At 49.7% G+C, this 23,502-nt stretch carries 19 protein-coding genes, 1 pseudogene and 1 riboswitch; of the genes and pseudogenes, 9 read left to right on the top strand and 11 right to left on the bottom strand.

From position 1 onward, the window contains the following. Nucleotides 1-2: 2 nt before the first annotated feature. On the bottom strand, nucleotides 3-749 hold the full coding sequence (locus VOA_RS14115) for an amino acid ABC transporter substrate-binding protein (protein WP_000878545.1): 747 nt from the start codon (nucleotides 747-749) through the stop codon (nucleotides 3-5). A 311-nt stretch (nucleotides 750-1,060) separates the two neighbouring features. Here VOA_RS14115 and dnaA point away from each other — a divergent pair, with 311 nt between their 5' ends. From dnaA to VOA_RS14150, 6 genes and pseudogenes are all read left to right on the top strand, one after another. Beyond that, the gene (gene dnaA / locus VOA_RS14120) at nucleotides 1,061-2,464 is read left to right on the top strand and encodes a chromosomal replication initiator protein DnaA (protein WP_000099214.1); all 1,404 of its coding nucleotides are present in this window, start codon (nucleotides 1,061-1,063) and stop codon (nucleotides 2,462-2,464) included. A gap of 58 nt (nucleotides 2,465-2,522) precedes the next feature. Continuing rightward, nucleotides 2,523-3,623: a DNA polymerase III subunit beta gene (dnaN, locus tag VOA_RS14125; RefSeq protein ID WP_000673173.1), complete on the top strand. Its 1,101-nt coding sequence runs from the start codon at nucleotides 2,523-2,525 to the stop codon at nucleotides 3,621-3,623. A 17-nt stretch (nucleotides 3,624-3,640) separates the two neighbouring features. Continuing rightward, nucleotides 3,641-4,732, top strand: coding sequence for a DNA replication/repair protein RecF (recF, locus tag VOA_RS14130; protein ID WP_001131360.1), 1,092 nt, complete (start codon nucleotides 3,641-3,643; stop codon nucleotides 4,730-4,732). A gap of 20 nt (nucleotides 4,733-4,752) precedes the next feature. After that, nucleotides 4,753-7,170, top strand: coding sequence for a DNA topoisomerase (ATP-hydrolyzing) subunit B (gene gyrB / locus VOA_RS14135; protein WP_000070016.1), 2,418 nt, complete (start codon nucleotides 4,753-4,755; stop codon nucleotides 7,168-7,170). Nucleotides 7,171-7,588: 418 nt separating this feature from the next. Continuing rightward, nucleotides 7,589-8,012, top strand: a pseudogene (locus VOA_RS14140) (transcription elongation factor GreAB). Nucleotides 8,013-8,411: 399 nt separating this feature from the next. After that, nucleotides 8,412-8,849 (top strand): Hsp20 family protein, encoded by a 438-nt coding sequence (locus VOA_RS14150; RefSeq protein ID WP_001261062.1) that lies wholly within the window; start codon nucleotides 8,412-8,414, stop codon nucleotides 8,847-8,849. A gap of 87 nt (nucleotides 8,850-8,936) precedes the next feature. Here the strand turns inward: VOA_RS14150 and VOA_RS14155 are convergent, their stop codons facing one another. From VOA_RS14155 to glyQ, 3 genes are all read right to left on the bottom strand, one after another. Next, on the bottom strand, nucleotides 8,937-10,193 hold the full coding sequence (locus VOA_RS14155) for a valine--pyruvate transaminase (protein ID WP_001200176.1): 1,257 nt from the start codon (nucleotides 10,191-10,193) through the stop codon (nucleotides 8,937-8,939). 368 nt (nucleotides 10,194-10,561) lie between these two features. Then, the gene (gene glyS, locus VOA_RS14160; protein ID WP_001040209.1) at nucleotides 10,562-12,628 is read right to left on the bottom strand and encodes a glycine--tRNA ligase subunit beta; all 2,067 of its coding nucleotides are present in this window, start codon (nucleotides 12,626-12,628) and stop codon (nucleotides 10,562-10,564) included. Between the two features lie 14 nt (nucleotides 12,629-12,642). Then, nucleotides 12,643-13,560: a glycine--tRNA ligase subunit alpha gene (gene glyQ, locus VOA_RS14165; RefSeq protein ID WP_001174901.1), complete on the bottom strand. Its 918-nt coding sequence runs from the start codon at nucleotides 13,558-13,560 to the stop codon at nucleotides 12,643-12,645. 213 nt (nucleotides 13,561-13,773) lie between these two features. Next, nucleotides 13,774-13,884, top strand: a riboswitch (yybP-ykoY riboswitch). A 90-nt stretch (nucleotides 13,885-13,974) separates the two neighbouring features. Here glyQ and VOA_RS14170 point away from each other — a divergent pair. Both VOA_RS14170 and VOA_RS14175 read left to right on the top strand, forming a co-directional pair. Continuing rightward, on the top strand, nucleotides 13,975-14,529 hold the full coding sequence (locus VOA_RS14170; protein ID WP_000114376.1) for a TMEM165/GDT1 family protein: 555 nt from the start codon (nucleotides 13,975-13,977) through the stop codon (nucleotides 14,527-14,529). A 117-nt stretch (nucleotides 14,530-14,646) separates the two neighbouring features. After that, nucleotides 14,647-14,904 (top strand): hypothetical protein, encoded by a 258-nt coding sequence (locus VOA_RS14175; protein ID WP_000957996.1) that lies wholly within the window; start codon nucleotides 14,647-14,649, stop codon nucleotides 14,902-14,904. A 45-nt stretch (nucleotides 14,905-14,949) separates the two neighbouring features. Here VOA_RS14175 and tusA read toward each other — a convergent pair whose 3' ends face one another. Next, nucleotides 14,950-15,198: a sulfurtransferase TusA gene (tusA, locus tag VOA_RS14180; RefSeq protein WP_000143769.1), complete on the bottom strand. Its 249-nt coding sequence runs from the start codon at nucleotides 15,196-15,198 to the stop codon at nucleotides 14,950-14,952. Nucleotides 15,199-15,333: 135 nt separating this feature from the next. Here tusA and VOA_RS14185 point away from each other — a divergent pair, with 135 nt between their 5' ends. Continuing rightward, on the top strand, nucleotides 15,334-15,519 hold the full coding sequence (locus VOA_RS14185; RefSeq protein ID WP_000958279.1) for a hypothetical protein: 186 nt from the start codon (nucleotides 15,334-15,336) through the stop codon (nucleotides 15,517-15,519). Between the two features lie 171 nt (nucleotides 15,520-15,690). Here the strand turns inward: VOA_RS14185 and acuI are convergent, their stop codons facing one another. The 6 genes from acuI to ilvG all read right to left on the bottom strand — a co-directional run bounded on the left by acuI (nucleotide 15,691) and on the right by ilvG (nucleotide 23,189). Continuing rightward, nucleotides 15,691-16,671 (bottom strand): acrylyl-CoA reductase (NADPH), encoded by a 981-nt coding sequence (gene acuI, locus VOA_RS14190; RefSeq protein WP_000481262.1) that lies wholly within the window; start codon nucleotides 16,669-16,671, stop codon nucleotides 15,691-15,693. Between the two features lie 238 nt (nucleotides 16,672-16,909). Beyond that, entirely contained in the window at nucleotides 16,910-18,442 is a 1,533-nt protein-coding gene (gene ilvA, locus VOA_RS14195) for a threonine ammonia-lyase, biosynthetic (RefSeq protein WP_000535925.1), read from the bottom strand. 3 nt (nucleotides 18,443-18,445) lie between these two features. Further along, nucleotides 18,446-20,287 carry a dihydroxy-acid dehydratase gene (ilvD, locus tag VOA_RS14200; protein WP_001127453.1) on the bottom strand — a complete coding sequence of 614 codons (1,842 nt, stop codon included), beginning with the start codon at nucleotides 20,285-20,287 and terminating at the stop codon, nucleotides 18,446-18,448. Nucleotides 20,288-20,296: 9 nt separating this feature from the next. Then, nucleotides 20,297-21,235, bottom strand: coding sequence for a branched-chain-amino-acid transaminase (ilvE, locus tag VOA_RS14205; protein ID WP_000202000.1), 939 nt, complete (start codon nucleotides 21,233-21,235; stop codon nucleotides 20,297-20,299). An 11-nt stretch (nucleotides 21,236-21,246) separates the two neighbouring features. Then, nucleotides 21,247-21,531 (bottom strand): acetolactate synthase 2 small subunit, encoded by a 285-nt coding sequence (gene ilvM, locus VOA_RS14210; RefSeq protein ID WP_001190201.1) that lies wholly within the window; start codon nucleotides 21,529-21,531, stop codon nucleotides 21,247-21,249. An 11-nt stretch (nucleotides 21,532-21,542) separates the two neighbouring features. Continuing rightward, nucleotides 21,543-23,189 (bottom strand): acetolactate synthase 2 catalytic subunit, encoded by a 1,647-nt coding sequence (ilvG, locus tag VOA_RS14215; RefSeq protein ID WP_000145268.1) that lies wholly within the window; start codon nucleotides 23,187-23,189, stop codon nucleotides 21,543-21,545. Between the last annotated feature and the right edge of the window lie 313 nt (nucleotides 23,190-23,502).

The following is a 23,502-nucleotide window of genomic DNA, read 5'->3' as shown; positions in this document are numbered from 1 at the left end:
AATTATTGCGAGATATCGGTACCGAACCACTTGACGGCGATTTTGCTTAACGTACCGTCAGCGCGCATGGCAGCGAGTGCTTTATTGACTTCACCTTGCAGTTGTTGACCTTTTTCGTTGTTCACAAATGGCCAAGCGTTTTCGATAGTTTCAAACGGTGAACCCGCGAGTTGTAGTGGTAGACCGGTCTTTTCAATCAGATCAAGCGCTGAAAGACGATCCATCACGAAAGCATCAGCACGACCTAAAGCAACATCGTGTTCAATCCCTGTATCGTAGGTTTTGATGTTGATTTTGCCGTTTTTGTCATGGCTGCGTAGCAGTTGCTCGAAGTTAGAACCTAAGTTTACCGCAACAGTTTTACCCGCCAGATCTTCAATACCTTTGATGGAGTCATTACCTTTACGTACGGTGATTTGTGCGCCATCAATTACATATGGGTCAGAAAACAGATATTTGGCTTTACGTGCATCAGTGATAGTGATTTGGTTAGAAATGGTGTCGATGCGCCCAGTTTCTAGCAGGCCAAACAAACCTGAGAAGTTCGCGGTAACAAACTCCACCTTATAATCATTGCGTTTGCCAATTTCATTCCATACGTCAATTTCAAAGCCTTGCAGCTCGTCTTTTTTCACGAAAGTGAAAGGGAAGTAACGGCCAGACATGCCGACTTTGACATCGGTGGCAGCCTGAACGGTGGCAGAAGAAAGGGCTAGGGCAGCCAGAGCGATGTTAAACCAGTATTTCATTATGTGACTCCTGTATCATTTATGTTTATATACTACTGGTAATTAAATCATTAAAAGAAATAACCAGTAGTTATTAACAATAACTGATCAAAATCAAAAAGGTGGGGATAACTGCTAAAGATCTTTAGATATGTGGATCTTTATGTGGGTAGCACGCGTAAAATGTGTGAGGATCTTACTTATCAGCCATAAAATAATGTGAATAACTTAGATCTTATTCACTGGATCGTTGATCCAGCGCTGGCGATCTGAGTTATCAACAGGTAGAATTGCTCCTCTTTACCGATCGTTGATTTTTGAGTGAGGGAATCGTGTCATCTTCGCTATGGTTGCAATGTTTGCAACGGCTTCAGGAAGAGCTACCTGCCGCAGAATTCAGTATGTGGGTGCGTCCGCTTCAAGCGGAGCTCAATGACAATACTCTCACTTTATTCGCCCCTAACCGCTTTGTGTTGGATTGGGTACGCGATAAGTACCTCAATAACATCAATCGTCTGCTGATGGAATTCAGCGGCAATGATGTGCCTAATTTGCGCTTTGAAGTGGGTAGCCGCCCTGTGGTGGCGCCAAAACCCGCGCCTGTACGTACGGCTGCGGATGTCGCGGCGGAATCGTCGGCGCCTGCGCAATTGGCGCAGCGTAAACCTATCCATAAAACCTGGGATGATGACAGCGCTGCGGCCGATATTACTCACCGTTCGAATGTGAACCCGAAACACAAGTTCAACAACTTCGTGGAAGGTAAATCTAACCAGTTAGGTCTGGCCGCGGCTCGCCAAGTCTCCGATAACCCAGGTGCGGCGTATAACCCCCTCTTTTTGTATGGCGGCACCGGTTTGGGTAAAACTCACCTGCTGCATGCGGTGGGTAACGCGATTGTTGATAACAACCCGAACGCTAAAGTGGTGTACATGCACTCTGAGCGTTTCGTGCAAGATATGGTAAAAGCCCTGCAAAACAACGCGATTGAAGAATTCAAACGCTACTATCGCAGTGTGGATGCCTTGCTGATCGACGATATTCAATTCTTTGCCAATAAAGAGCGTTCGCAGGAAGAGTTCTTCCACACCTTTAACGCACTGCTGGAAGGCAACCAACAAATTATTTTGACTTCTGACCGCTATCCGAAAGAGATCAGTGGCGTAGAAGATCGTCTCAAATCGCGTTTTGGTTGGGGCTTAACGGTGGCGATCGAGCCGCCGGAATTGGAAACTCGCGTCGCGATCTTGATGAAAAAAGCCGAAGATCACCAAATTCATCTGCCGGATGAAGTGGCTTTCTTTATTGCGAAACGCCTGCGCTCTAACGTGCGTGAGTTGGAAGGCGCGCTGAACCGCGTGATTGCCAACGCCAACTTTACCGGTCGCCCAATCACGATTGATTTTGTGCGTGAAGCGCTGCGTGACTTATTAGCACTGCAAGAAAAGCTGGTCACGATTGATAACATTCAGAAAACCGTTGCCGAATACTACAAAATTAAGGTGGCAGATCTGCTCTCAAAACGCCGTTCGCGTTCGGTCGCTCGTCCTCGTCAATTGGCGATGGCATTAGCTAAAGAGCTGACCAACCACAGCTTGCCTGAGATTGGTGATGCGTTTGGCGGTCGTGACCATACGACTGTGTTACACGCTTGCCGTAAAATCGAGCAGTTGCGCGAAGAGAGTCACGATATCAAAGAAGATTATTCGAACCTGATTCGTACGCTTTCCTCTTAATTTGCGCTATGGTTAGCGCACTTGCGTATTTCGCTTTCACTCCGTTTAAGAGAAGACTATGAAATTTACCATTGAACGTAGCCACTTGATTAAACCATTGCAGCAGGTGTCTGGCACTTTAGGTGGCCGTGCTAGCTTGCCGATCTTGGGTAATTTGTTGCTCAAGGTGGAAGAGAATCAACTGTCGATGACCGCCACCGATTTGGAAGTGGAACTGATCAGCCGTGTGACGTTAGAAGGTGAATTTGAAGCAGGCAGCATTACGGTTCCTGCACGTAAGTTTTTAGATATTTGCCGTGGTTTGCCAGATAGTGCGGTGATCACTGTGCTGTTAGAAGGCGATCGCATCCAAGTGCGTTCTGGTCGTAGCCGTTTCTCGCTCGCAACTTTACCTGCCAGTGATTTTCCGAACATCGAAGATTGGCAAAGTGAAGTGCAAGTCTCACTGACTCAAGCGGAACTGCGTGGTCTGATTGAGAAAACTCAGTTTTCTATGGCCAACCAAGATGTACGCTACTACTTAAACGGTATGCTGTTTGAAATTGATGGCACCACCTTGCGTTCTGTCGCGACCGATGGTCACCGTATGGCGGTAGCGCAAGCTCAGCTCGGTGCGGATTTCGCGCAAAAGCAGATCATTGTGCCGCGTAAAGGGGTACTTGAGCTGGTGAAACTGCTCGATGCGCCAGAACAACCTGTGGTGTTGCAAATCGGCCACTCTAATTTGCGTGCAGAAGTGAATCACTTTGTGTTTACTTCGAAGCTGGTTGATGGTCGTTTCCCTGATTATCGCCGCGTATTGCCGCAACATACCAGCAAAACGCTACAAGCGGGTTGTGAAGAATTACGTCAGGCATTTTCGCGTGCAGCGATTCTGTCTAACGAGAAATTCCGCGGTGTGCGCGTTAATCTGGCCGATAACGAAATGCGCATTACCGCTAATAACCCAGAGCAAGAAGAAGCGGAAGAGTTGCTGGATGTGAGCTTTGAAGGTGAGCCGATTGAGATTGGCTTTAACGTCAGCTACATCTTGGATGTGCTTAACACGTTGCGTTGCGACAATGTGCGTGTTTCGATGTCGGATGCCAACGCCAGTGCCTTGGTGGAGAATGTCGATGATGACAGCGCCATGTACGTGGTGATGCCAATCCGTCTCTAAGGTATAACCGAGTTACCATGCCGCTTTCCCGGTTAGTGATCCAACAGTTTCGTAATATTAAAGCCTGTGATATTCGCCTATCAGCAGGCTTTAACTTTCTTATCGGGCCGAATGGCAGCGGTAAAACCAGCGTGCTTGAAGCGATTTATCTGCTCGGTCATGGCCGTTCATTTAAAAGCTCGCTGACCGGACGGATCATTCAAAATGAATGTCCAGAACTGTTTGTGCATGGCCGGATTTGTGAGCATTCTTTGAGCTCTGATCAATTTGAGCTACCCGTTGGCATTAATAAGCAGCGTGATGGCTCAACTGAGGTTAAAATAGGCGGCCAAACTGGGCAAAAGTTGGCGCAATTAGCGCAGATTTTGCCGCTGCAATTGATTCATCCGGAAGGCTTTGAACTGCTGACCGATGGACCGAAACAGCGTCGGGCATTTATCGATTGGGGTGTGTTTCATACCGAGCCTGCATTTTATGATGCTTGGGGTCGGTTTAAGCGACTCAGCAAGCAGCGTAATGCGCTGTTGAAAAGTGCACAAAGCTACCGTGAGCTCAGTTATTGGGATCAGGAATTAGCGCGTTTGGCAGAGCAGATTGACCAGTGGCGTGAAAGTTACGTCAATCAATTGAAAAGTGTGGCAGAACAACTATGTCGCACATTTTTGCCAGAATTCGATATCGACTTAAAGTATTATCGAGGTTGGGAAAAAGATCAGCCTTATCAATCGATTCTGGAAAAAAACTTCGAACGGGATCAGCAGTTGGGCTATACCTTTAGCGGGCCTAACAAAGCGGATTTGCGGATTAAAGTGAACGCAACCCCGGTGGAAGATGTGTTGTCGCGGGGACAACTGAAGTTGATGGTGTGTGCGTTGCGCGTGGCGCAAGGGCAGCACCTCACCGAGTTGACGGGAAAGCAATGCATTTATCTTATCGATGATTTTGCTTCCGAATTGGATAGCCTACGTCGCCAACGTTTGGCAGATAGCCTAAAAGGGACGGGGGCGCAGGTTTTTGTAAGTTCTATTACCGAAAGCCAAGTGGCGGACATGTTGGATGAGTCCAGTAAAACATTTCACGTTGCCCACGGTGTAATAGAGCAAGGATAAACAGAGTGAGAGAGTAACTCATGTCGAACAATTACGATTCATCGAGTATTAAGGTACTGAAGGGTCTGGATGCGGTACGTAAGCGTCCGGGTATGTACATCGGCGACACTGATGATGGCACCGGTCTGCACCACATGGTTTTTGAGGTGGTAGATAACTCAATTGATGAAGCGTTGGCGGGTTACTGTAAAGACATCGTGGTCACTATCCACGAAGACAACTCAGTGTCAGTCAGCGATGACGGTCGTGGTATCCCGACTGAAATGCATCCTGAAGAGAAAGTATCTGCCGCAGAAGTCATCATGACCGTACTGCACGCAGGCGGTAAATTTGACGACAACTCCTATAAAGTCTCCGGTGGTCTACACGGGGTAGGTGTGTCGGTAGTGAATGCGCTTTCTGAAAAAGTGCTACTCACCATCTATCGTGGTGGCAAGATCCATTCACAAACTTACCACCATGGTGTGCCACAAGCACCGTTGGCTGTGGTGGGTGATACAGAGCGTACCGGTACGACCGTTCGTTTCTGGCCAAGCGCACAAACCTTTACCAATATCGAATTCCATTACGACATTCTGGCTAAACGTCTGCGTGAGCTGTCATTCCTGAACTCTGGCGTGTCGATCAAGCTGTCGGATGAGCGTGAAGAAGATAAGAAAGACCACTTCATGTATGAAGGCGGTATTCAAGCGTTTGTGACCCACTTGAACCGCAACAAAACGCCGATCCATGAGAAAGTCTTCCACTTCAACCAAGAGCGTGAAGATGGCATCAGCGTGGAAGTAGCAATGCAGTGGAATGATGGTTTCCAAGAAAATATCTACTGTTTTACCAACAACATCCCACAGCGTGATGGGGGTACCCACTTAGCTGGTTTCCGTGGTGCGTTGACTCGTACACTGAACAACTACATGGATAAAGAAGGCTTCTCGAAGAAAGCGCAAGCGGCAACCTCGGGTGATGATGCACGTGAAGGCTTAACGGCTGTGGTGTCGGTGAAAGTGCCGGACCCTAAATTCTCAAGCCAAACCAAAGATAAGCTAGTTTCTTCTGAAGTGAAATCCGCGGTTGAGTCAGCCATGAATGAAAAACTGGCGGATTTCTTGGCGGAAAACCCAAGCGAAGCGAAAAACGTTTGTTCGAAGATTATTGATGCAGCACGTGCTCGTGAAGCGGCACGTAAAGCACGTGAAATGACTCGCCGTAAAGGTGCGCTAGACTTAGCTGGTTTGCCAGGCAAACTGGCGGATTGTCAGGAAAAAGACCCAGCATTGTCTGAACTCTACATAGTGGAAGGAGACTCAGCGGGCGGTTCAGCTAAGCAAGGCCGTAACCGTAAGAATCAAGCGATTCTGCCGCTGAAAGGTAAAATCCTCAACGTAGAAAAAGCGCGTTTTGACAAGATGTTGTCTTCACAAGAAGTCGCGACTCTGATCACCGCACTGGGCTGTGGTATCGGGCGTGATGAGTACAACCCAGATAAACTGCGTTACCACAACATCATCATCATGACCGATGCGGACGTCGACGGCTCGCACATTCGTACTCTGCTGTTGACCTTCTTCTACCGCCAAATGCCTGAGCTGATTGAGCGTGGCTACATCTACATTGCTCAGCCACCACTCTACAAAGTGAAAAAAGGCAAACAAGAGCAGTACATCAAAGATGAAGATGCGATGAACCAGTACCAAGTGGCACTGGCGATGGATGGCGCAGAGCTGCATGTGAATGCCGATGCTCCTGCATTGGCGGGTGAACCGCTTGAGAAGCTGGTTCAGCAATACAACGCTGCGATCAAACTGGTTGAGCGCATGAGCCGCCGTTACCCTTACGCGATGCTGCATGAGCTGATTTATGTACCACGCATCAATGCAGACTTGTGTGCTGATAAAGCAGCGGTTGAAGCGTGGACCCAGCGTTTAGTCGAACAACTGAATGCTAAAGAAGTGGGCGCGAGCCAATACAGCGTTCTGGTTGAACACAATGCTGAGCTGAATGTGTATCTGCCAAAAATTCAGGTACGTACCCACGGTGTGACTCATGAATACCTACTGAGTGCTGACCTGATCAACTCGAAAGAGTACGCGAAGTTAGCGGAACTGTCAGAAGCGCTGGACGGTTTGATTGAAGCGGGTGCTTTCATCAAGCGTGGTGAACGTGTGCAGCCAATCAGCAGCTTTGCCGCTGCACTTGAGTGGTTAATCAAAGAATCGCGTCGCGGTCTGTCTATCCAACGCTATAAAGGTCTGGGTGAGATGAACCCTGATCAGCTGTGGGAAACTACGATGGATCCAGACACTCGTCGTATGATGCAAGTGACCATCGAAGATGCGGTAGGCGCGGATGAGCTGTTCACGACGCTGATGGGTGATCAAGTTGAACCACGTCGTGCATTTATCGAAACCAACGCACTGAAAGTGGCCAACCTCGACGTGTAAGGGGTCGGTTGATTCACCGTGACAAAAAGCAGCGCTGTGGCGCTGCTTTTTTTATCTCTGCAATTTGTACCTTCCCCGGTGCTGGATGATTGCAACTTCGCGCAAGAACAAAAGGCACAATAAAAATTTTGTGTCGAATATCCTCGGTTGTTGGGCTAAAGCACCAGTATTGGATCATAAGTAAGGCTTTTCTATCCTAGAAAAGCTTTTCTTAGACTTTACTTTTTTCTCTAAATTTCATGTGGTTGCATTCATTTTTTTAGTCACTATAGTGGTCTGTGAACCCTATAGTTATTCCTCATTTTTTGACTGGAGGTCAGGATGGTCGCCTTTGTGAATTGAACCGGGAGTGTATTTCACTCCCGGGCATACTCATCGATTTGTCACTGTTGGTAATGGAATGAGCAAAGGAAGTATCATGCTGAACCGGTTATCTTTGAATATTCGGCGTTTTCTCGCCGGTTGGTGGCTACGTAGCCGCTTTTTCACCTATCAATCTCCGCTGTTGCTGCTCGAATTGTTCGAGAAGCTGGAGCATCCTCGCTCGCCCATTGAACGAGCGCCACAGCGCATTAAGCTTGGGGATACGGTGAGCCTTGTTGATGCTCATCGTCAGTTGTCGTTTCAAGTCACTCTGACCACGTCTGAAAATCAGCACGAAGTCCAGGGTGGCGTGACGTGCGATTCCCTGCTTGGTGCCGCCTTACTTGGCCGTCGTCAGCATGAAGTGTTTACGTTGCCTATTTGGGGCCAACATCACTGCTTTGCCATTACTCACGTTCAGCACTCAATACAGGGTAAGCCAACCAAGCTCTGCCCATGCTTGTTATGTCAGTAATTAGGAGTTTGTCATGAGTAAACAAGAGATGAAAAAACCACAACTCAGCCTCAAAGAGAAGCGCAAGCTGAAGCAAGAAAAAGCGCAAGAGAGCTCGGTGATTAAGCCACGCAAAAGCAAAGGCCGTTAATTAAGGATAAAGTGCATTATCCCAATGTTAGCCCGACTCAGTGTTGGGCTTTTTTTCAAAAATTTTTTGGGCAAAAACTTGAAATGGTTTTGAGAGACCTTATATCTGGAAATGAAGAGGATGCCGCTAGGACCTCTGAATGAGACTAACACCCTTGCTCAATGGAGGAGTGTGTTACCTAACTGAAATCACGCCGATTCAGGTCATAAGAATGGATCGGGCGACTTAACAAGTCATTGTTAAGACTATTGCTTAATCAAAGAGGATAGGAATATGAGAACTGTCGATTTTACTCCACTGTACCGCAACGCAATTGGTTTTGACCGTCTACTGAACATGATGGAAAACAGCGCGGCGAAAAACGCCCAAGGCGGATACCCTCCATACAATATCGAGCAAAAAGAAGACAACCAATATCGCATTACCATGGCGGTAGCGGGTTTTGGCGATGAAGAGATCGATATTACTCAACAAGAGAATACTTTGATTGTGCGCGGGGAGCGTAAACCTGAAGAGAGCAAAAACTACATCTATCAGGGCATTGCCGAGCGCGATTTTGAACGTAAATTCCAATTAGCGGATTACGTGAAAGTGACTGGCGCGACTATGGAACATGGTCTGCTGCACATTGATTTAGAACGCGAAATTCCAGAAGCGATGCAGCCACGCAAAATTGCGATTAACGGCAAGCACCTGCTGGAAAACAAATAACTCAGCGCAGCGTTTTAACGCACTGAACGCTAGATAAAACGAAGCCCGCGAATTTCGCGGGCTTTTTGCATTGATCAGTTTAGGTGTTTAAACGTTAGCTTGTTGATACGCTTTTTGTACTTCTTCGGCGATGATGGCAATGCCTTGTTCCATCGCTTGCTCGTTCTGCACATAGTTCATACGCAAGCATTCATGGGCATGTGGCCACTCTTGCGGCTGGCCGATAAAGAAATATTCGCCCGGTACAATCAATACTCCACGCGCTTTCAAACGTTGGTAAAGCTCCATCGTGGTGATCGGCAGTTCGTCAAACCACAGCCAGAGGAAGATTGCCCCTTCTGGTTTATGGATGCGAAAACGCGGGTCAGTAATCGCATTTTGCAGCAGTTCCACCGCATGTTGCGCTTTTTGGCGATAAAACGGCTTGATTACCTGCTCGCTGAGTCTCAGCAGATCGCCTTTTTCTATCATACGTTGCACCAACGCAGGCCCCATACTGCCGGGCGCTAAGCTGATGATGCCATTCATGTTGGTCAGCGCTTGAGTCACCGCTTCATTGGCGATCACAATGCCGCAGCGCAGACCGGGCAGACCAAGTTTGGACAGGCTCATGCACAAGATGGTGTTGTCATTCCAAAACGGTTCAACGTCTTCAAAAATGATGTTAGGGAATGGCACGCCGTAAGCATTATCGATGATTAACGGTATGCCGTTATCACGTGCTAATTGGTCGAGTTTGTGGATTTCCTCTTCGGTTAACACATTACCGGTTGGGTTGGTGGGGCGAGACACACAGATTGCCGCGACCGACTCATCCACTCTCAGCTCAGAAAAGTCCACATGGTATTTGAACAGTCCTTGATCGAGCAGCTCAATCTCCGGACGGTAGGAGACAAAAATATCATCATCAATGCCTGCATCACCGTAGCCAATGTATTCGGGCGCGAGGGGCAGGAGGATTTTTTTGTGTGAACCATCGGGCTGTTTACCGGCAAACAAGTTAAACAAGTAGAAAAAGCCACTCTGGCTGCCGTTGGTCAAGGTGATGTTTTTTTCGCTGATATTCCAGCCATACGTCTCACGCAGCAGTGTGGCGAGCGATTTTACAAACACATCTTTGCCCTGTGGACCATCGTAATTGGTCATGGCATTGAGTAGTGAACCATCGGCCAGCATTTCGGCGCTAGTGTTGTGGAAATAATCGAGCATGGCAGGAATGGCGGCAGGATTACCGCCACCAAGCATGATCGCGCCCGGAGTGCGCAGACCATCGTTCAAATCATCCATTAACTGGGTAATACCGGAGTAGCGATTAAACTTTTCGCCAAAAGAGGAATACTGCATTGCTCGACTACCTAATGATTGCTGTGTGTTTGCGAAACGATATACCGGTGGAATCTCCGCCGTTTAGAATAGTTCTTGAACATACCGCAATGTATTTGCGAGGCAAAGCAATATTTTTGTGTCCCCTTCCTACTTGAAGCTGCAGCGGTGTTGGCTGCGTTCGTTCACCCCAATCACATAGTTTATCTATGCTCATGGGGATGAACTTACTTGCCGCCTACCTGCAACTCCAAGTCGTTTGGGGAGCGCGCGCAAAAACAAAGCCCAACTCAAAAGAGCTGGGCTTAACGTTTGATTACTCAAAGCAGCCGCGGGTTACTGGCCACTTTGAGTAATTTGCTTAGATGACGAAATTATCGTGCTGCAGATTATTTTTGCAGCAGCGAAATGTCGGCAATTTGCAGGAACAGGTTACGCAGCTTGTTGAGCAGCGTTAGACGGTTCTTCTTCAGTGCTTCATCGTCAGCCATCACCATTACGTTGTCGAAGAAGGCATCGACAGGGGCGCGCAGGCCCGCCAGTTTGCTCAGGGCTTCTTGGTAGTTACCGGTTGCAAAGGCTGGTTCTAACGCTTCTGCCATGATTTCGACGGCTTCGGCTAAGGCTTTTTCCGCATCTTCTTGCAGCAGAGCGAGATCAATTTCTTCACCCAATTCGCCATCGTACTTCGCCAGAATGTTGCCTACACGCTTGTTGGCAGCTGCCAGTGCTTCGGCTTCTTCAAGAGCGCGGAAATGCGATACCGCTTTCACTCGCTGATCAAAGTCAGCAGGTTTGGTTGGGTTACGCGCCAGTACTGCTTGGATGATGTCGATGCTAAAGCCGGCATCTTGGTACCAAGTTGGGAAACGGCCAAGCATAAACTCGATCACTTCTTGCTCAACGTTAGCGTTAGTCAGGCGGTTACCAAACAGGGATTTGGCTTTGGCGATCAAATCCACCAGATCCAACTGGTAGCCGTACTCAACCAGAATACGCAGTACACCCAGTGAAGCACGACGCAGCGCAAAGGGGTCACTGCCTTTCGGCGCTTGGCCGATACCAAAGATACCGACGATAGTATCGAGTTTGTCAGCCATTGCGACTGCGGCAGAAACCCCACGGCTTGGCAGTTCATCACCCGCGAAACGTGGCATGTACTGCTCGTTCAGCGCAACCGCCACTTCTTCTGCTTCGCCATCGTGACGCGCATAGTGCATACCCATCACGCCTTGGGTGTCGGTAAATTCAAACACCATCGAGGTCATTAGGTCACATTTTGCCAGTAGGCCTGCGCGTTTGGATTTCTCTACGTCAGCACCGATCTGTTCTGCGATGTAGCCAGCCAGTTCAGTAATGCGGTCGGTTTTGTCTTTAATCGTGCCGAGTTGCTGTTGGAAAATCGCGTTCTCCAGCAGAGATAAGCGATCCACCAGTGGGCGCTTACGGTCGGTATTAAAGAAGAATTCTGCATCCGCCAGACGTGGACGAACTACCTTCTCGTTACCTTCCACAATGTGGCGAGGCTCTTTCGATTCGATGTTCGAAACGAAGATGAAGTTAGGCAGCAGTTTCTTGCTCGCGTCATAGACTGGGAAGTATTTTTGGTCACCTTTCATGGTGTACACCAAAGCTTCTGCCGGAACTTTGAGGAATTTTTCTTCAAATTTCGCCGTCATCACCACTGGCCATTCCACCAGCGAGGTCACTTCTTCTACCAGCGCATCTTCCAGATCTGCGATACCGCCGAGCTGCTGAGCCGCTTGTTGTGAGCCTTCAATGATCATCGCTTTACGAGTCGCGTAGTCAGCAATGACTTTGCCGCGCTCTTCAAGGATCGCAGGGTACTGCTCAGCCGATTCGATGGTGAATTCTGCTTCACCCATAAAGCGGTGACCACGGATGGTACGTGCAGAAGCAACACCCAGAATTTCGCCTTGGATCAGTTCGCTACCAAACAGAATCGTCAGTGTTTTCACTGGGCGGATAAATTGGGTTTCTTTATCGCCCCAACGCATCGGTTTCGCAATCGGCAGGTTAGCCAGCGCTTTGGCTGCCATTTCTACAACTACAGAAGCGGTTTGTTGGCCTTGCACTTGTTCTTTGAACAGCAGCCATTCGCCTTTGTCTGTGACGAGACGTTCTGCTTGCTCTACCGTGATGCCATTGCCACGCGCCCAGCCTTCAGCGGCTTTGGTTGGCTTGCCATCGGCATCAAACGCAACGTTGACGGCTGGGCCACGTTTTTCAACAACGCGATCCGGTTGGCTTTCTGCCAAATTGGCCACTTTCAGTGCCAAACGGCGTGGAGTGGCAAACCAAGTTACGCCTTCATGGGCGATGTCGGCGGCTGCCAGTTCTGCTGCAAAGTTCGCCGCAAAGGCTTCAGCCAGCGTGCGCAGTTGCTTTGGTGGCAGCTCTTCTGTGCCTAGCTCAATTAAAAATTCTTTTGCCATGTGACGTCTTCCCCTTACTTCTGTTCTGACTTCTTACACATAGGGAAGCCCAGAGCTTCACGGGATGCGTAATAAGCTTCGGCGACCGATTTGGTTAGGTTGCGAATGCGCAGAATGTAGCGCTGACGCTCAGTCACTGAGATCGCTTTGCGCGCATCGAGCAGGTTGAAGGCGTGTGCCGCTTTCAAAATACGCTCGTAGGCTGGCAGAGGTAGTGGCTTTTCAAGCTCTAGCAGGTATTTACACTCTTTTTCGCACTGGTCGAAGTAAGTGAAGAGGAAATCCACATCCGCGTGTTCAAAGTTGTAAGTGGATTGCTCAACTTCGTTTTGGTGGAAGATGTCGCCGTAAGTGACTTTGCCCAGTGGGCCATCGGTCCAGACCAGATCGTAAACCGAATCCACGCCCTGAATGTACATTGCCAGACGCTCAATACCGTAAGTGATTTCGCCGGTCACAGGCTTACACTCAAGACCGCCAACTTGCTGGAAGTAAGTAAACTGAGTCACTTCCATGCCGTTTAGCCACACTTCCCAGCCAAGACCCCAAGCACCTAAGGTTGGGTTTTCCCAGTTGTCTTCCACAAAACGGATATCATGCACACAAGGGTCAACGCCCAGTACGCGCAGTGAACCTAGGTACAGCTCTTGAATGTTGTCTGGTGAGGGTTTGATGATCACCTGGAACTGGTAGTAGTGCTGCAGACGGTTTGGGTTTTCACCGTAGCGGCCGTCAGTTGGGCGGCGTGAGGGTTGAACGTACGCGGTAGCGATAGGTTCAGGGCCTAATGCTCGTAAGCAAGTCATCGGGTGAGAAGTACCTGCACCCACTTCCATGTCGAGAGGTTGCACAATAGTACAGCCTTGTTGGGCCCAATAATCCTGCAGCGCGAGGATCATACCCTGAAAGGTTTTGATGTCGTATTTTTGCATAGTCAGGTTCGCGCGATTCTTCTGTCTGAATTGATAAAAAATAACACTGAAGTATACCCAGATATTCCCTGACAAAGTAGCGGAAATCTTGCTGAATTAATCGACAATAATTTCTTTTACGCTCATTTTTCCCGACTTTTGTGCCAATTTCTCTCTGAGTCATGGAAAAGTGGGTAACGAGGGTTGCGATTCCGGATTCCGGTGGTTAGAATTTGCTCCGTCTTTGGGGAGTAGCTGGTCGCTAAGTTTTCAACTTTGCGATTCACACATCAACATATTTGGTACTCAATTACCATGGTGTGTGAGACTTGAGCCTTCAGGTTTAGCAAGACCTTAGACAAACAACACGAACTGGGATAGGGCGTGATTGTTTGTCTACGGTTCGATAATAATCCCTGTCCCAAAGAGCATGTCATGAGCGTTTTAGCTATTTCAATTACTACGGTGGCTTTAGCAGAGATTGGGGACAAAACCCAGCTGTTATCCTTGTTACTCGCCAGTCGTTACCGTAAACCCATTCCGATTATTGCCGCGATTTTTCTCGCCACTCTTGCCAATCACGCGCTGGCTGCTTGGCTCGGTGTTGTAGTGGCTGACTATTTATCACCAGACATTTTGAAATGGGTGGTCGTAGCCAGCTTCCTAGCAATGGCGGGCTGGGTGCTGATCCCAGACAAGCTGGATGAGGAAGAGTCGATCTCCAATCGAGGTCCCTTTATCGCCAGTTTTATTGCCTTTTTTGTTGCGGAAATCGGCGATAAAACTCAGATCGCTACGTCGATTCTAGGTGCCCAATACGCTGAATCACTGAGTTGGGTTGTGTTAGGTACGACCATTGGCATGTTGCTGGCCAATGTACCTGTGGTGCTGGTGGGTAAACTCTCTGCTGATAAACTGCCACTGGCACTGATTCGTAAAGTCACGGCTCTGCTGTTCTTAGCTTTGGCTGTTGCCGCTGCTTGGTATTAATGGTTTTTCGTCATCACGATATTGTGTAACAGAACTAAACAGCGTGATCGACTGCCCATCCCGAAGGGGTGTCTCGTGCTAGGGTGTAGTGAGAACTCATGCAAAGAGGACATCACTATGCTGACACGCTATATGGGAATGAGTGCCAAAAGCCAAAGTTACTTATTCACTTTTGGCTTAGTGCTTACGCTGTTGGGTATGACATTAACCGATCTGTGGATGCCAATGGTGATTGGTGCCATTGTGATGACGGGATTAACCGTGGAATCATGGATCCGGGTGGCGCATATCATTCCTCTGCACAATGAAGTGCGTGAAATGAAAAAGCAGCTGCATAAGCTGCAAGCAGAGATTCGCAACATCGAAGAAGTGTGAAATAAATGCGATGAAAAAAGACTGCCTTGGCAGTCTTTTTTGTTTTTACGCCAGACCTTTTTTGATCAGGTACTGGTAAGGCAGTTGGTCCGTCTGTGCCGCGAGTAATTGGTGATCCATAAAACGGCAGAAACTGGGAATATCACGCGTTGTCGAAGGATCGTCGGCTTTCACTAACAGCACTTCACCTTCCTGCATGGTGCGGATGGTTTTTCTTACCATCATCACGGGTTCTGGGCAGCGTAATCCTTCTGCTTCTAAGGTGTGCGTGGCAATGCTCGGATTAAAAGTCATGCTAAAACCTGTTGGGTGTCACAATTAAGGCGTAGATGATACTGGTGGAGAAAAATTATTCAATAATCGCTTGGCAAAAGGATCATTTTGTTATAACTTCATTAACAAGTTGGTAACAAGTTAAGTGAGGAAATGATGTTAACCACACTCGATAGACTGACCATCTATGCGGTTTTGTGTTTTATTTCCTTGTGTGCTTTGGGCTTGGGAGAAACCACGCAAGCTCAGCTCATGCCAGTGGTCGGTATCATCGCTTCCATATTCGGTATTTGGCTTGAGATGCGTAGCGAACGAGATACTAGTCAACAACCACATCGTTAACCCACGTCACTGACTACGCTCAATTACATTCCGACACTATCCCCATTTTTCTTGGGCTTCCCCGCTGAAAGGCGGGATTTTTTTGCCTGCTATTTATAACCAGATAAGGTTCACAATGAGAAACCCGCCAACTGCACGGGTTTCTTTCCATTCGAATCAATACGTTTTAGCTTAGAGTTTAACGACTACGCGGCCTGTCACTTGGCCATTGGTAATCGCTTCGGCGTATTCTGGTACTTGTGACAAGCTGATTTCGTGGCACGCTTGAGCGTAGTAGCTTGTAGGCAACAACTCCGCCAGCTTCTTCCATGCAGCAAGGCGTTTCTCGATAGGGCAAGAGACGGAGTCAACGCCCTGTAAACGCACATTGCGCAGGATAAATGGCATTACGGTGGTCGATAGATCAAAACCACCAGCCAGACCACACGCAGCGACTACACCATTGTAGTGCATTTGTGTCAGCACTTTCGCCAACACTTTACTGCCTACGGTATCTACCGCACCAACCCAAAGCTGTTTTTCGAGAGGTCTGGAGGCTTCGGTAAATTCTTGACGATCAATAATGCGGGAGGCGCCGAGTTGTTCCAAAAGAGGGCCATTTTGTGCTACACGTCCGGTCACTGCAGCTACTTGGTAGCCGAGTTGTGCGAGCAAGCTCACCGTAACTGAGCCCACACCACCACTCGCTCCGGTCACTAAAATTTCGCCATCTTCCGGTTTGATGCCACCGTCAATCAGTGCCTGCACACACAGCATAGCAGTAAAGCCTGCTGTACCAATCATCATGGCTTGCTGACTGGTTAAGCCTTGTGGCAGTTTCACCAACCAATCAGCATTCAATCGCGCTTTTTGCGCCATGCCACCCCAATGATTTTCACCCACACCCCATCCGGTCAGTACCACGGCATCTCCGACTTGATAGCGCGCGTCTGCCGATTCCAACACTGTGCCTGCAAAATCAATCCCCGGAACCATAGGAAATTCGCGGATAATTTTGCCTTTGCCAGTAATAGCAAGGCCATCTTTGTAATTGAGCGAAGAGTAGTCGACCGCCACTGTCACATTGCCAGCTGGCAGTTGTTCTTCTTGGATTTGGGTGACGGTAGCGTGGGTGGTTTTATCTTGTTGAGTAAGTAGCAACGCATTGAACATACAGATTTTCCCTCTGTTTTATCCCTTTCTAACTAAAGGCAGGGACGAGTGGTAGAGCCAAGCGAAAGTGGGGGAGTATGCCAGTCTATTGGTGATGGTGACTGGATATAGAACAAGTTTTACCAAGAATCACGCACGAATGGAATGAGTGTTTTTTCAACAAGATTGGAAGTGTGGATGAGCGAAAACCATTTTACGGTCATGCAAGCAAAAGCCCCACAACAAGGTGGGGCGGAGACTATTTGGCGAGGAAGAAACGATACGCAGGGTTATCGGTTTCATCTTTATAGCGATAACCGAGTTCAACTAAATGCTCTGAAAAGCGCACCAGATCTGGTGTATCCAGTTCAAAGCCACACAGCACGCGACCGTAGTCTGCGCCGTGGTTGCGGTAGTTGAACAAGCTGATGTTCCAGTGGGTGCCGAGCATGCTCAAGAATTTGAGCAGTGCACCGGGGTATTCAGGAAACTCAAAGCTGTACAAACGCTCGGTCAGCGGTTTGGAAGGACGCCCGCCAATCATGTAACGAATATGCAGCTTGGCCATTTCATCATCGGAGAGATCTTGCACCGGATAGCCGGATTGGCGCAGCTCGTGAATGATGGATTTCAGCTCTTCTGGACCGCCGACTAAACGCACACCGACAAAAATATTGGCCAGTTGGTCGTCACTGTAACGGTAGTTAAATTCGGTGACGGCGCGGTTACCAATAATTTGGCAGAAGTCGAAAAACGCCCCTTTGCGCTCTGGAATGGTCACCGCGAGTAAGCCTTCGCGTTTTTCACCCAGTTCGCAGCGTTCAGAAACATAACGCAAACCGTGGAAGTTGGTGTTGGCACCAGAAAGTACCGTCCCTAACTGCTTACCTTTGAGCTGTTGCTGTTCGGCGAATTTTTTCAACCCAGCCAGCGCCAATGCGCCAGAAGGTTCAGCGATTGCGCGCGTATCTTCAAAGATGTCTTTCACCGCAGCGCAGATTTCATCACTGGAAACCGTCACGTGCCCATCAATGTACTGCTGGCAAAGGCGAAAGGTTTCATCGCCAATTCGTTTTACTGCGACCCCATCAGCAAACATGCTGACTTGATCCAGTACGACAGGTTTACCCGCATCCAAGGCGGCTTTGAGACAGGCAGAGTCTTCTGGTTCAACCGCGATAACTTGAATTTCCGGCATCAACTGTTTCACCAGAACCGCCACTCCCGCCGCTAAACCACCGCCACCAACTGGCACAAAAATGTAATCCAAGTGGCCATTTTGTTGCAGCATTTCCATGCCAATCGTGCCTTGACCTGCGATCACCAAAGGGTGATCGAATGGAGGCACAAAGGTGTAGCCTTGCTCTTTGGATAAACGTTCGGCTTCGGCTTTGGCTTCATCGAAATTGCTGCCATGCAGCAGCACTTCGCCGCCAAATCCGCGTACCGCTTCAACTTTAATGTCTGGCGTGGTGCGTGGCATGACGATGGTGGTTTTGATGCCAAGTTTCGTCCCCGACAGTGCCATGCCCTGAGCGTGGTTGCCTGCGGAAGCGGCGATCACGCCCGCGGCTTTTTGTGTTTCGGTTAAGTGCGACACCATGTTGTAAGCGCCGCGCAGTTTAAACGAGTGTACTGGCTGGCGATCTTCACGTTTGATCTGCACTTGGTTACCAATGCGCGCCGAAAGACGCGGCATGGTTTGCAGTGGCGTGACGTTGGCTACCTCATACACCGGAGAGCGCAAGATCTGGCGCAGATAATCTGCGCCAGTTTGATTGGTTGATCCCATGGCTTAGCCCTCAAGTTTGGACTTATCGCGCACTGCACCTTTGTCTGCACTGGTTGCCATGCTGGCATAGGCTTTAAGCGCCAAAGAAACGGTACGTTGGCGATCCACTGGTTTCCAGCCGAGTTTATCTTGCTCAGCGCGGCGAGCCGCCAGCTCAGATTCGCTGACTTCCAGCGTGATCGAGCGGTTTGGAATATCAATCGCGATGCTGTCGCCACTGCGTACCAAGCCAATCGTACCGCCATTCGCGGCTTCCGGAGAGGCGTGACCAATCGACAAGCCGGACGTGCCACCCGAGAAGCGACCATCGGTCAGCAGAGCGCACTGTTTACCCAGTCCCATCGATTTGAGGTACGTGGTTGGGTAGAGCATCTCTTGCATGCCCGGGCCACCTTTTGGACCTTCATAACGAATGACCACGACATCGCCGGCTTTGACTTGGCCGCCAAGAATGCCGCTGACTGCATCTTCCTGACTTTCAAATACCACGGCAGGGCCACGGAATTTGAGGATACTTTCATCCACGCCAGCGGTTTTTACGATACAGCCATCCAGCGCCAAGTTGCCTTTCAGCACAGCTAGGCCGCCATCTTGACTGTAAGCATGCGCTTTATCGCGGATACAACCCTCTTGGCGATCGTCATCGAGCGTATCCCAGCGACAATCTTGCGAGAAAGCTTGGGTGGTGCGAATACCCGCAGGACCTGCGCGGAACATAGTACGTACGGCTTGGTTTTCGCTCTGTTTCACATCGTATTGCGCAAGCTGTTCTTGCAGTGAAATGCCCAGTACGGTACGGGTTTGATCGTTGAGTAGGCCTGCACGTTGCAGCTCACCCAAAATCCCCATCACACCGCCGGCGCGGTGCACATCTTCCATATGGTATTTCTGAGTGGAAGGCGCGACTTTACATAAGTGTGGCACTTGGCGAGACATACGATCGATATCGGTCATATCAAACTCAACATCGCCTTCCTGCGCTGCTGCCAACAGGTGTAACACCGTGTTGGTGGAGCCACCCATAGCAATGTCCAGTGCCATCGCGTTTTCAAACGCCGCTTTGTTGGCAATATTGCGTGGCAGAGCCGAAGCATCATCTTGTTCGTAGTAGCGTTTGGTCAGCTCAACAATGCGCTGCCCCGCGCTCAAAAATAGCTGTTTGCGATCGGCATGAGTGGCGAGTAGTGAGCCGTTACCCGGCTGAGAGAGACCCAGCGCTTCGGTCAAACAGTTCATCGAGTTGGCGGTAAACATCCCCGAGCAAGAGCCGCAAGTTGGACACGCTGAGCGTTCGATCTGCTCACTCTGTGCATCCGATACTTTTGGATCGGCGCCTTGCATCATGGCATCGACCAAGTCGAGCTTGATGATTTGGTCAGAAAGCTTGGTTTTCCCCGCTTCCATCGGGCCGCCAGAGACGAAGATCGCCGGAATATTGAGGCGCATCGCCGCCATCAGCATTCCCGGAGTGATTTTGTCACAGTTGGAGATACACACCATGGCATCGGCGCAGTGCGCGTTGACCATGTATTCGACGGAATCGGCGATCAGTTCACGCGATGGCAGCGAGTAGAGCATACCACCGTGACCCATAGCGATACCGTCATCGACCGCAATGGTGTTGAACTCTTTGGCAATACCGCCAGCGGCTTCAATTTCGCGCGCAACCAGTTGGCCAAGATCTTTTAAATGCACATGGCCGGGAACAAATTGAGTGAAGGAGTTGACCACCGCAATGATCGGCTTACCAAAATCTTCCTCTTTGACGCCAGTGGCGCGCCATAATGCGCGCGCACCCGCCATGTTACGTCCGTGTGTGGTGGTGGCGGAACGGTACTTAGGCATGGAAACTCCTTACTTCGCTTCTGGGTAAACGTAATCCAACCAGCCCCACTTATCTTCCGTGGTGCCTTTGAACAGGCCAAAGTAAGCATCTTGTACCACTTTGGTGATTGGGCCGCGTTTGCCTGCACCCACGGTGATCTTATCCACGCTACGCACTGGAACCACTTCGGCGGCGGTACCTGTCATGAAAATCTCATCAGCCAGATAGAGTGCTTCACGGGAGATGTTGGCTTCGCGCACTTCATAACCCATGTCGCGCGCTAGCGTCATGATCGAATCACGGGTGATACCCGGCAGGATAGAGCTGGTGGTCGGTGGCGTCAGGATCACGCCGTTTTTCACCACGAAAATGTTTTCGCCCGCACCTTCAGAAAGATAACCATCCACACTCAGCGCAATACCTTCCGCGTAACCGTGGCGACGTGCTTCACCACCAACCAGTAGAGAAGATAGGTAGTTACCACCCGCTTTTGCCGCGGTTGGAATGGTGTTAGGTGCAGCGCGATGCCAGCTTGAAACCATGGCATCCACGCCATTTTCTAGCGCTTCTTCACCGAGGTAAGCACCCCAAGGGAAAGCGGCAATCATCAGATCCATTTCGGTGCCGACTGGTGGACACACGCCAAGACCCACGTTACCCACATACGCCAATGGGCGAATGTAAGCGTTATCGAGTTTGTTCACGCGTAAGGTTTCGCGCGTTGCTTCCATGATGGTCTCAATCGAATAGGGGATTGGGAAGCGGTAGATTTTGGCAGAATCAAGCAGGCGCTGCGCGTGTTCGCGATGGCGGAAGATGATAGGGCCTTTTGGAGTGTTGTAGCAGCGAACGCCTTCAAACACCGAAGTGCCGTAGTGCATTGCATGGGTGAGTACGTGAACGGTCGCATTCGCCCATGGGATCATCTCGCCATTGAACCAAATATAATCAGCAGTTTTTGTTGCCATGATTGCCTTCCTTATGCGCAAATCTTTTGTTGTAAGTTGTTATTGGGCAGCTCGTCATTTCTGATCGCTGTGACTTCCACAGTACGCACATCCCACAGTTTTTCAATTTGATTGGTCAGGGTCGTGATCGGTCTGTCACTGTCGACAATGATCTCAACGCTGGCGATTTTGCTTTCATGATTTTGGGTTGCCGCGACTTGCTTGATGACAAATCCACGATGACGCGTCACGCGCAAAACGCGCTCTAATAAAACCGGTTTATCGTCCGCTTTAATATCGAGTAGATAACGTTGCATGTGGCCTCTCCCTAGGTGTTCTCAAGCATGTCAGTGTTGGATGCGCCCGGTGGCACCAGTGGCCACACGTTCTCTTCTTCATCAATCAGCACGTGCAGCAGATAAGCGGTCTTGCTAGCCAGCATTTCACGCAGTGCAGGCTCGACTTCTTCTTTGCGGCTGATGGTTTTGCCAGGGATGTTGAAGGCTTTGGCCAACATCACGAAATCAGGGTTGTCATCCAAAATGGTCTCGCTGTGGCGACCATCAAAAAACAGTGACTGCCATTGGCGCACCATGCCCAAACGTTGGTTATCCAGCAGCACCATTTTGACGGGGATCTGGCGACGCTTCAGCGTACCAAGCTCTTGCACGTTCATCATGAAAGAACCATCACCGCTGATCAGAATAGATTGATCGTCTGGACGTGCAACCGCAGCACCCATTGCCGCCGGTAAACCAAAGCCCATGGTGCCAAGACCTGCGGATGAGATGAAGTTCTGTGGTGCGCGTGGCTGAATGTGCTGCGCAGCCCACATTTGGTGTTGACCGACATCGGTTGAGACAATCGAAGAGTCCGGCATCATATCCGACAGTTGCTTGAGCAGCAGTGGTGCGAAGATGTTGTCGCCTGGATGATCGTAGCGCCATTTGAACCCACTACGCAGACTCTCGCTATGATGTACCCAAGGGGAGATGTCGTGGCTCAATTCCAACTGCGGCAGGATAAGGTTGATATCACCGCGCAGTGCAGCATGGGCATGACGCAGTTTGTTAAACTCTGCCGCATCAATATCGACATGGATCACTTTGGCATGAGGCGCGAAAGTATCGAGTTTACCTGTCACGCGGTCATCGAAACGCGCACCAACAGCGATCAGTAAATCACACTCTTGTACGATCAAGTTCGCGGCTTTGGTGCCGTGCATGCCCAGCATACCGAGATAGTGTGGGTCGTGACGCTCGATGGTTCCTAAGCCTTTGAGTGTGCTCACTGAAGGCATAGGGTTGAGGCGTAAAAACTCACGCACTGTGTCTGTGGCATTCGCCAGTTGTACACCGCCGCCCACATACAATACCGGACGCTTACTTTGCGTGAGCAGCGCTTGTGCGTTGGCTAGCTGCGTTGCATCCACATGTGGCATGGCGGGTGGGGTAAAGCTTGGCAAAGCGGAGACTGGCGCTTTGCCGAGCTGTACGTCTTTGGCGATGTCTACCAGCACTGGGCCGGGACGACCAGTTTTTGCGACTTCGAATGCTTCGGCTAACGTGGGTGCAAGCTCGTTGATGTCGGTGACTAAGTAGCTGTGTTTGGTACAAGAGAGCGACATGCCGATCACATCCATCTCTTGAAACGCATCAGTACCTATGTGTGAGCTGGCAACTTGCCCAGTGATGGCGACGAGAGGAACGGAATCAAGAAAGGCATCAGCCAAACCTGTCACCAAGTTGGTGGCTCCGGGGCCCGAAGTGGCCATGCACACCGCGACTTGTTGAGTTGAGCGCGCCATGCCAATTGCGGCCATGGCTGCACCTTGTTCATGGCGGCAGAGGATGTGCTCAACGCCTCCGTCATACAGCGCATCATAAATCGGCATGATAGCGCCACCAGGGTAACCAAAAACGGTTTTGATGCCCTGTTGTTTTAATGCGGCAACGACTAACTGTGCTCCGGTCATCGTGCCTCCTTATGGCAACAATACGTGTCGCTGCCTTCCTGTGTGTTGTGTTTGCACTTCATGTGCCGCTCCCATTCTTCCTGCTTATTCTGGAGTTATCCCAACTGAGGGTTACCGATTCGGTATTCATCAGTTGCTGGGTGTAACTTATTCAGAATGTGCTTTTTTTGGTCTGTCTGAGTTGTAAAAAAACCCCCGGACTTTTCAGTGCGGGGGTTTCTTGGATTCGGTTACTTATTTTTCGCCCACTCGCCCCCACGTCGTCACTAGAATGACCACGATAATTAGGTTAATTAGAGCGTTGATGCGAGCG

Origin of the sequence: Vibrio sp. RC586 (assembly GCF_000176715.1) — a bacterium.
Classification (GTDB): domain Bacteria; phylum Pseudomonadota; class Gammaproteobacteria; order Enterobacterales; family Vibrionaceae; genus Vibrio.
This window is presented reverse-complemented; position numbering and strand designations above follow the sequence as displayed.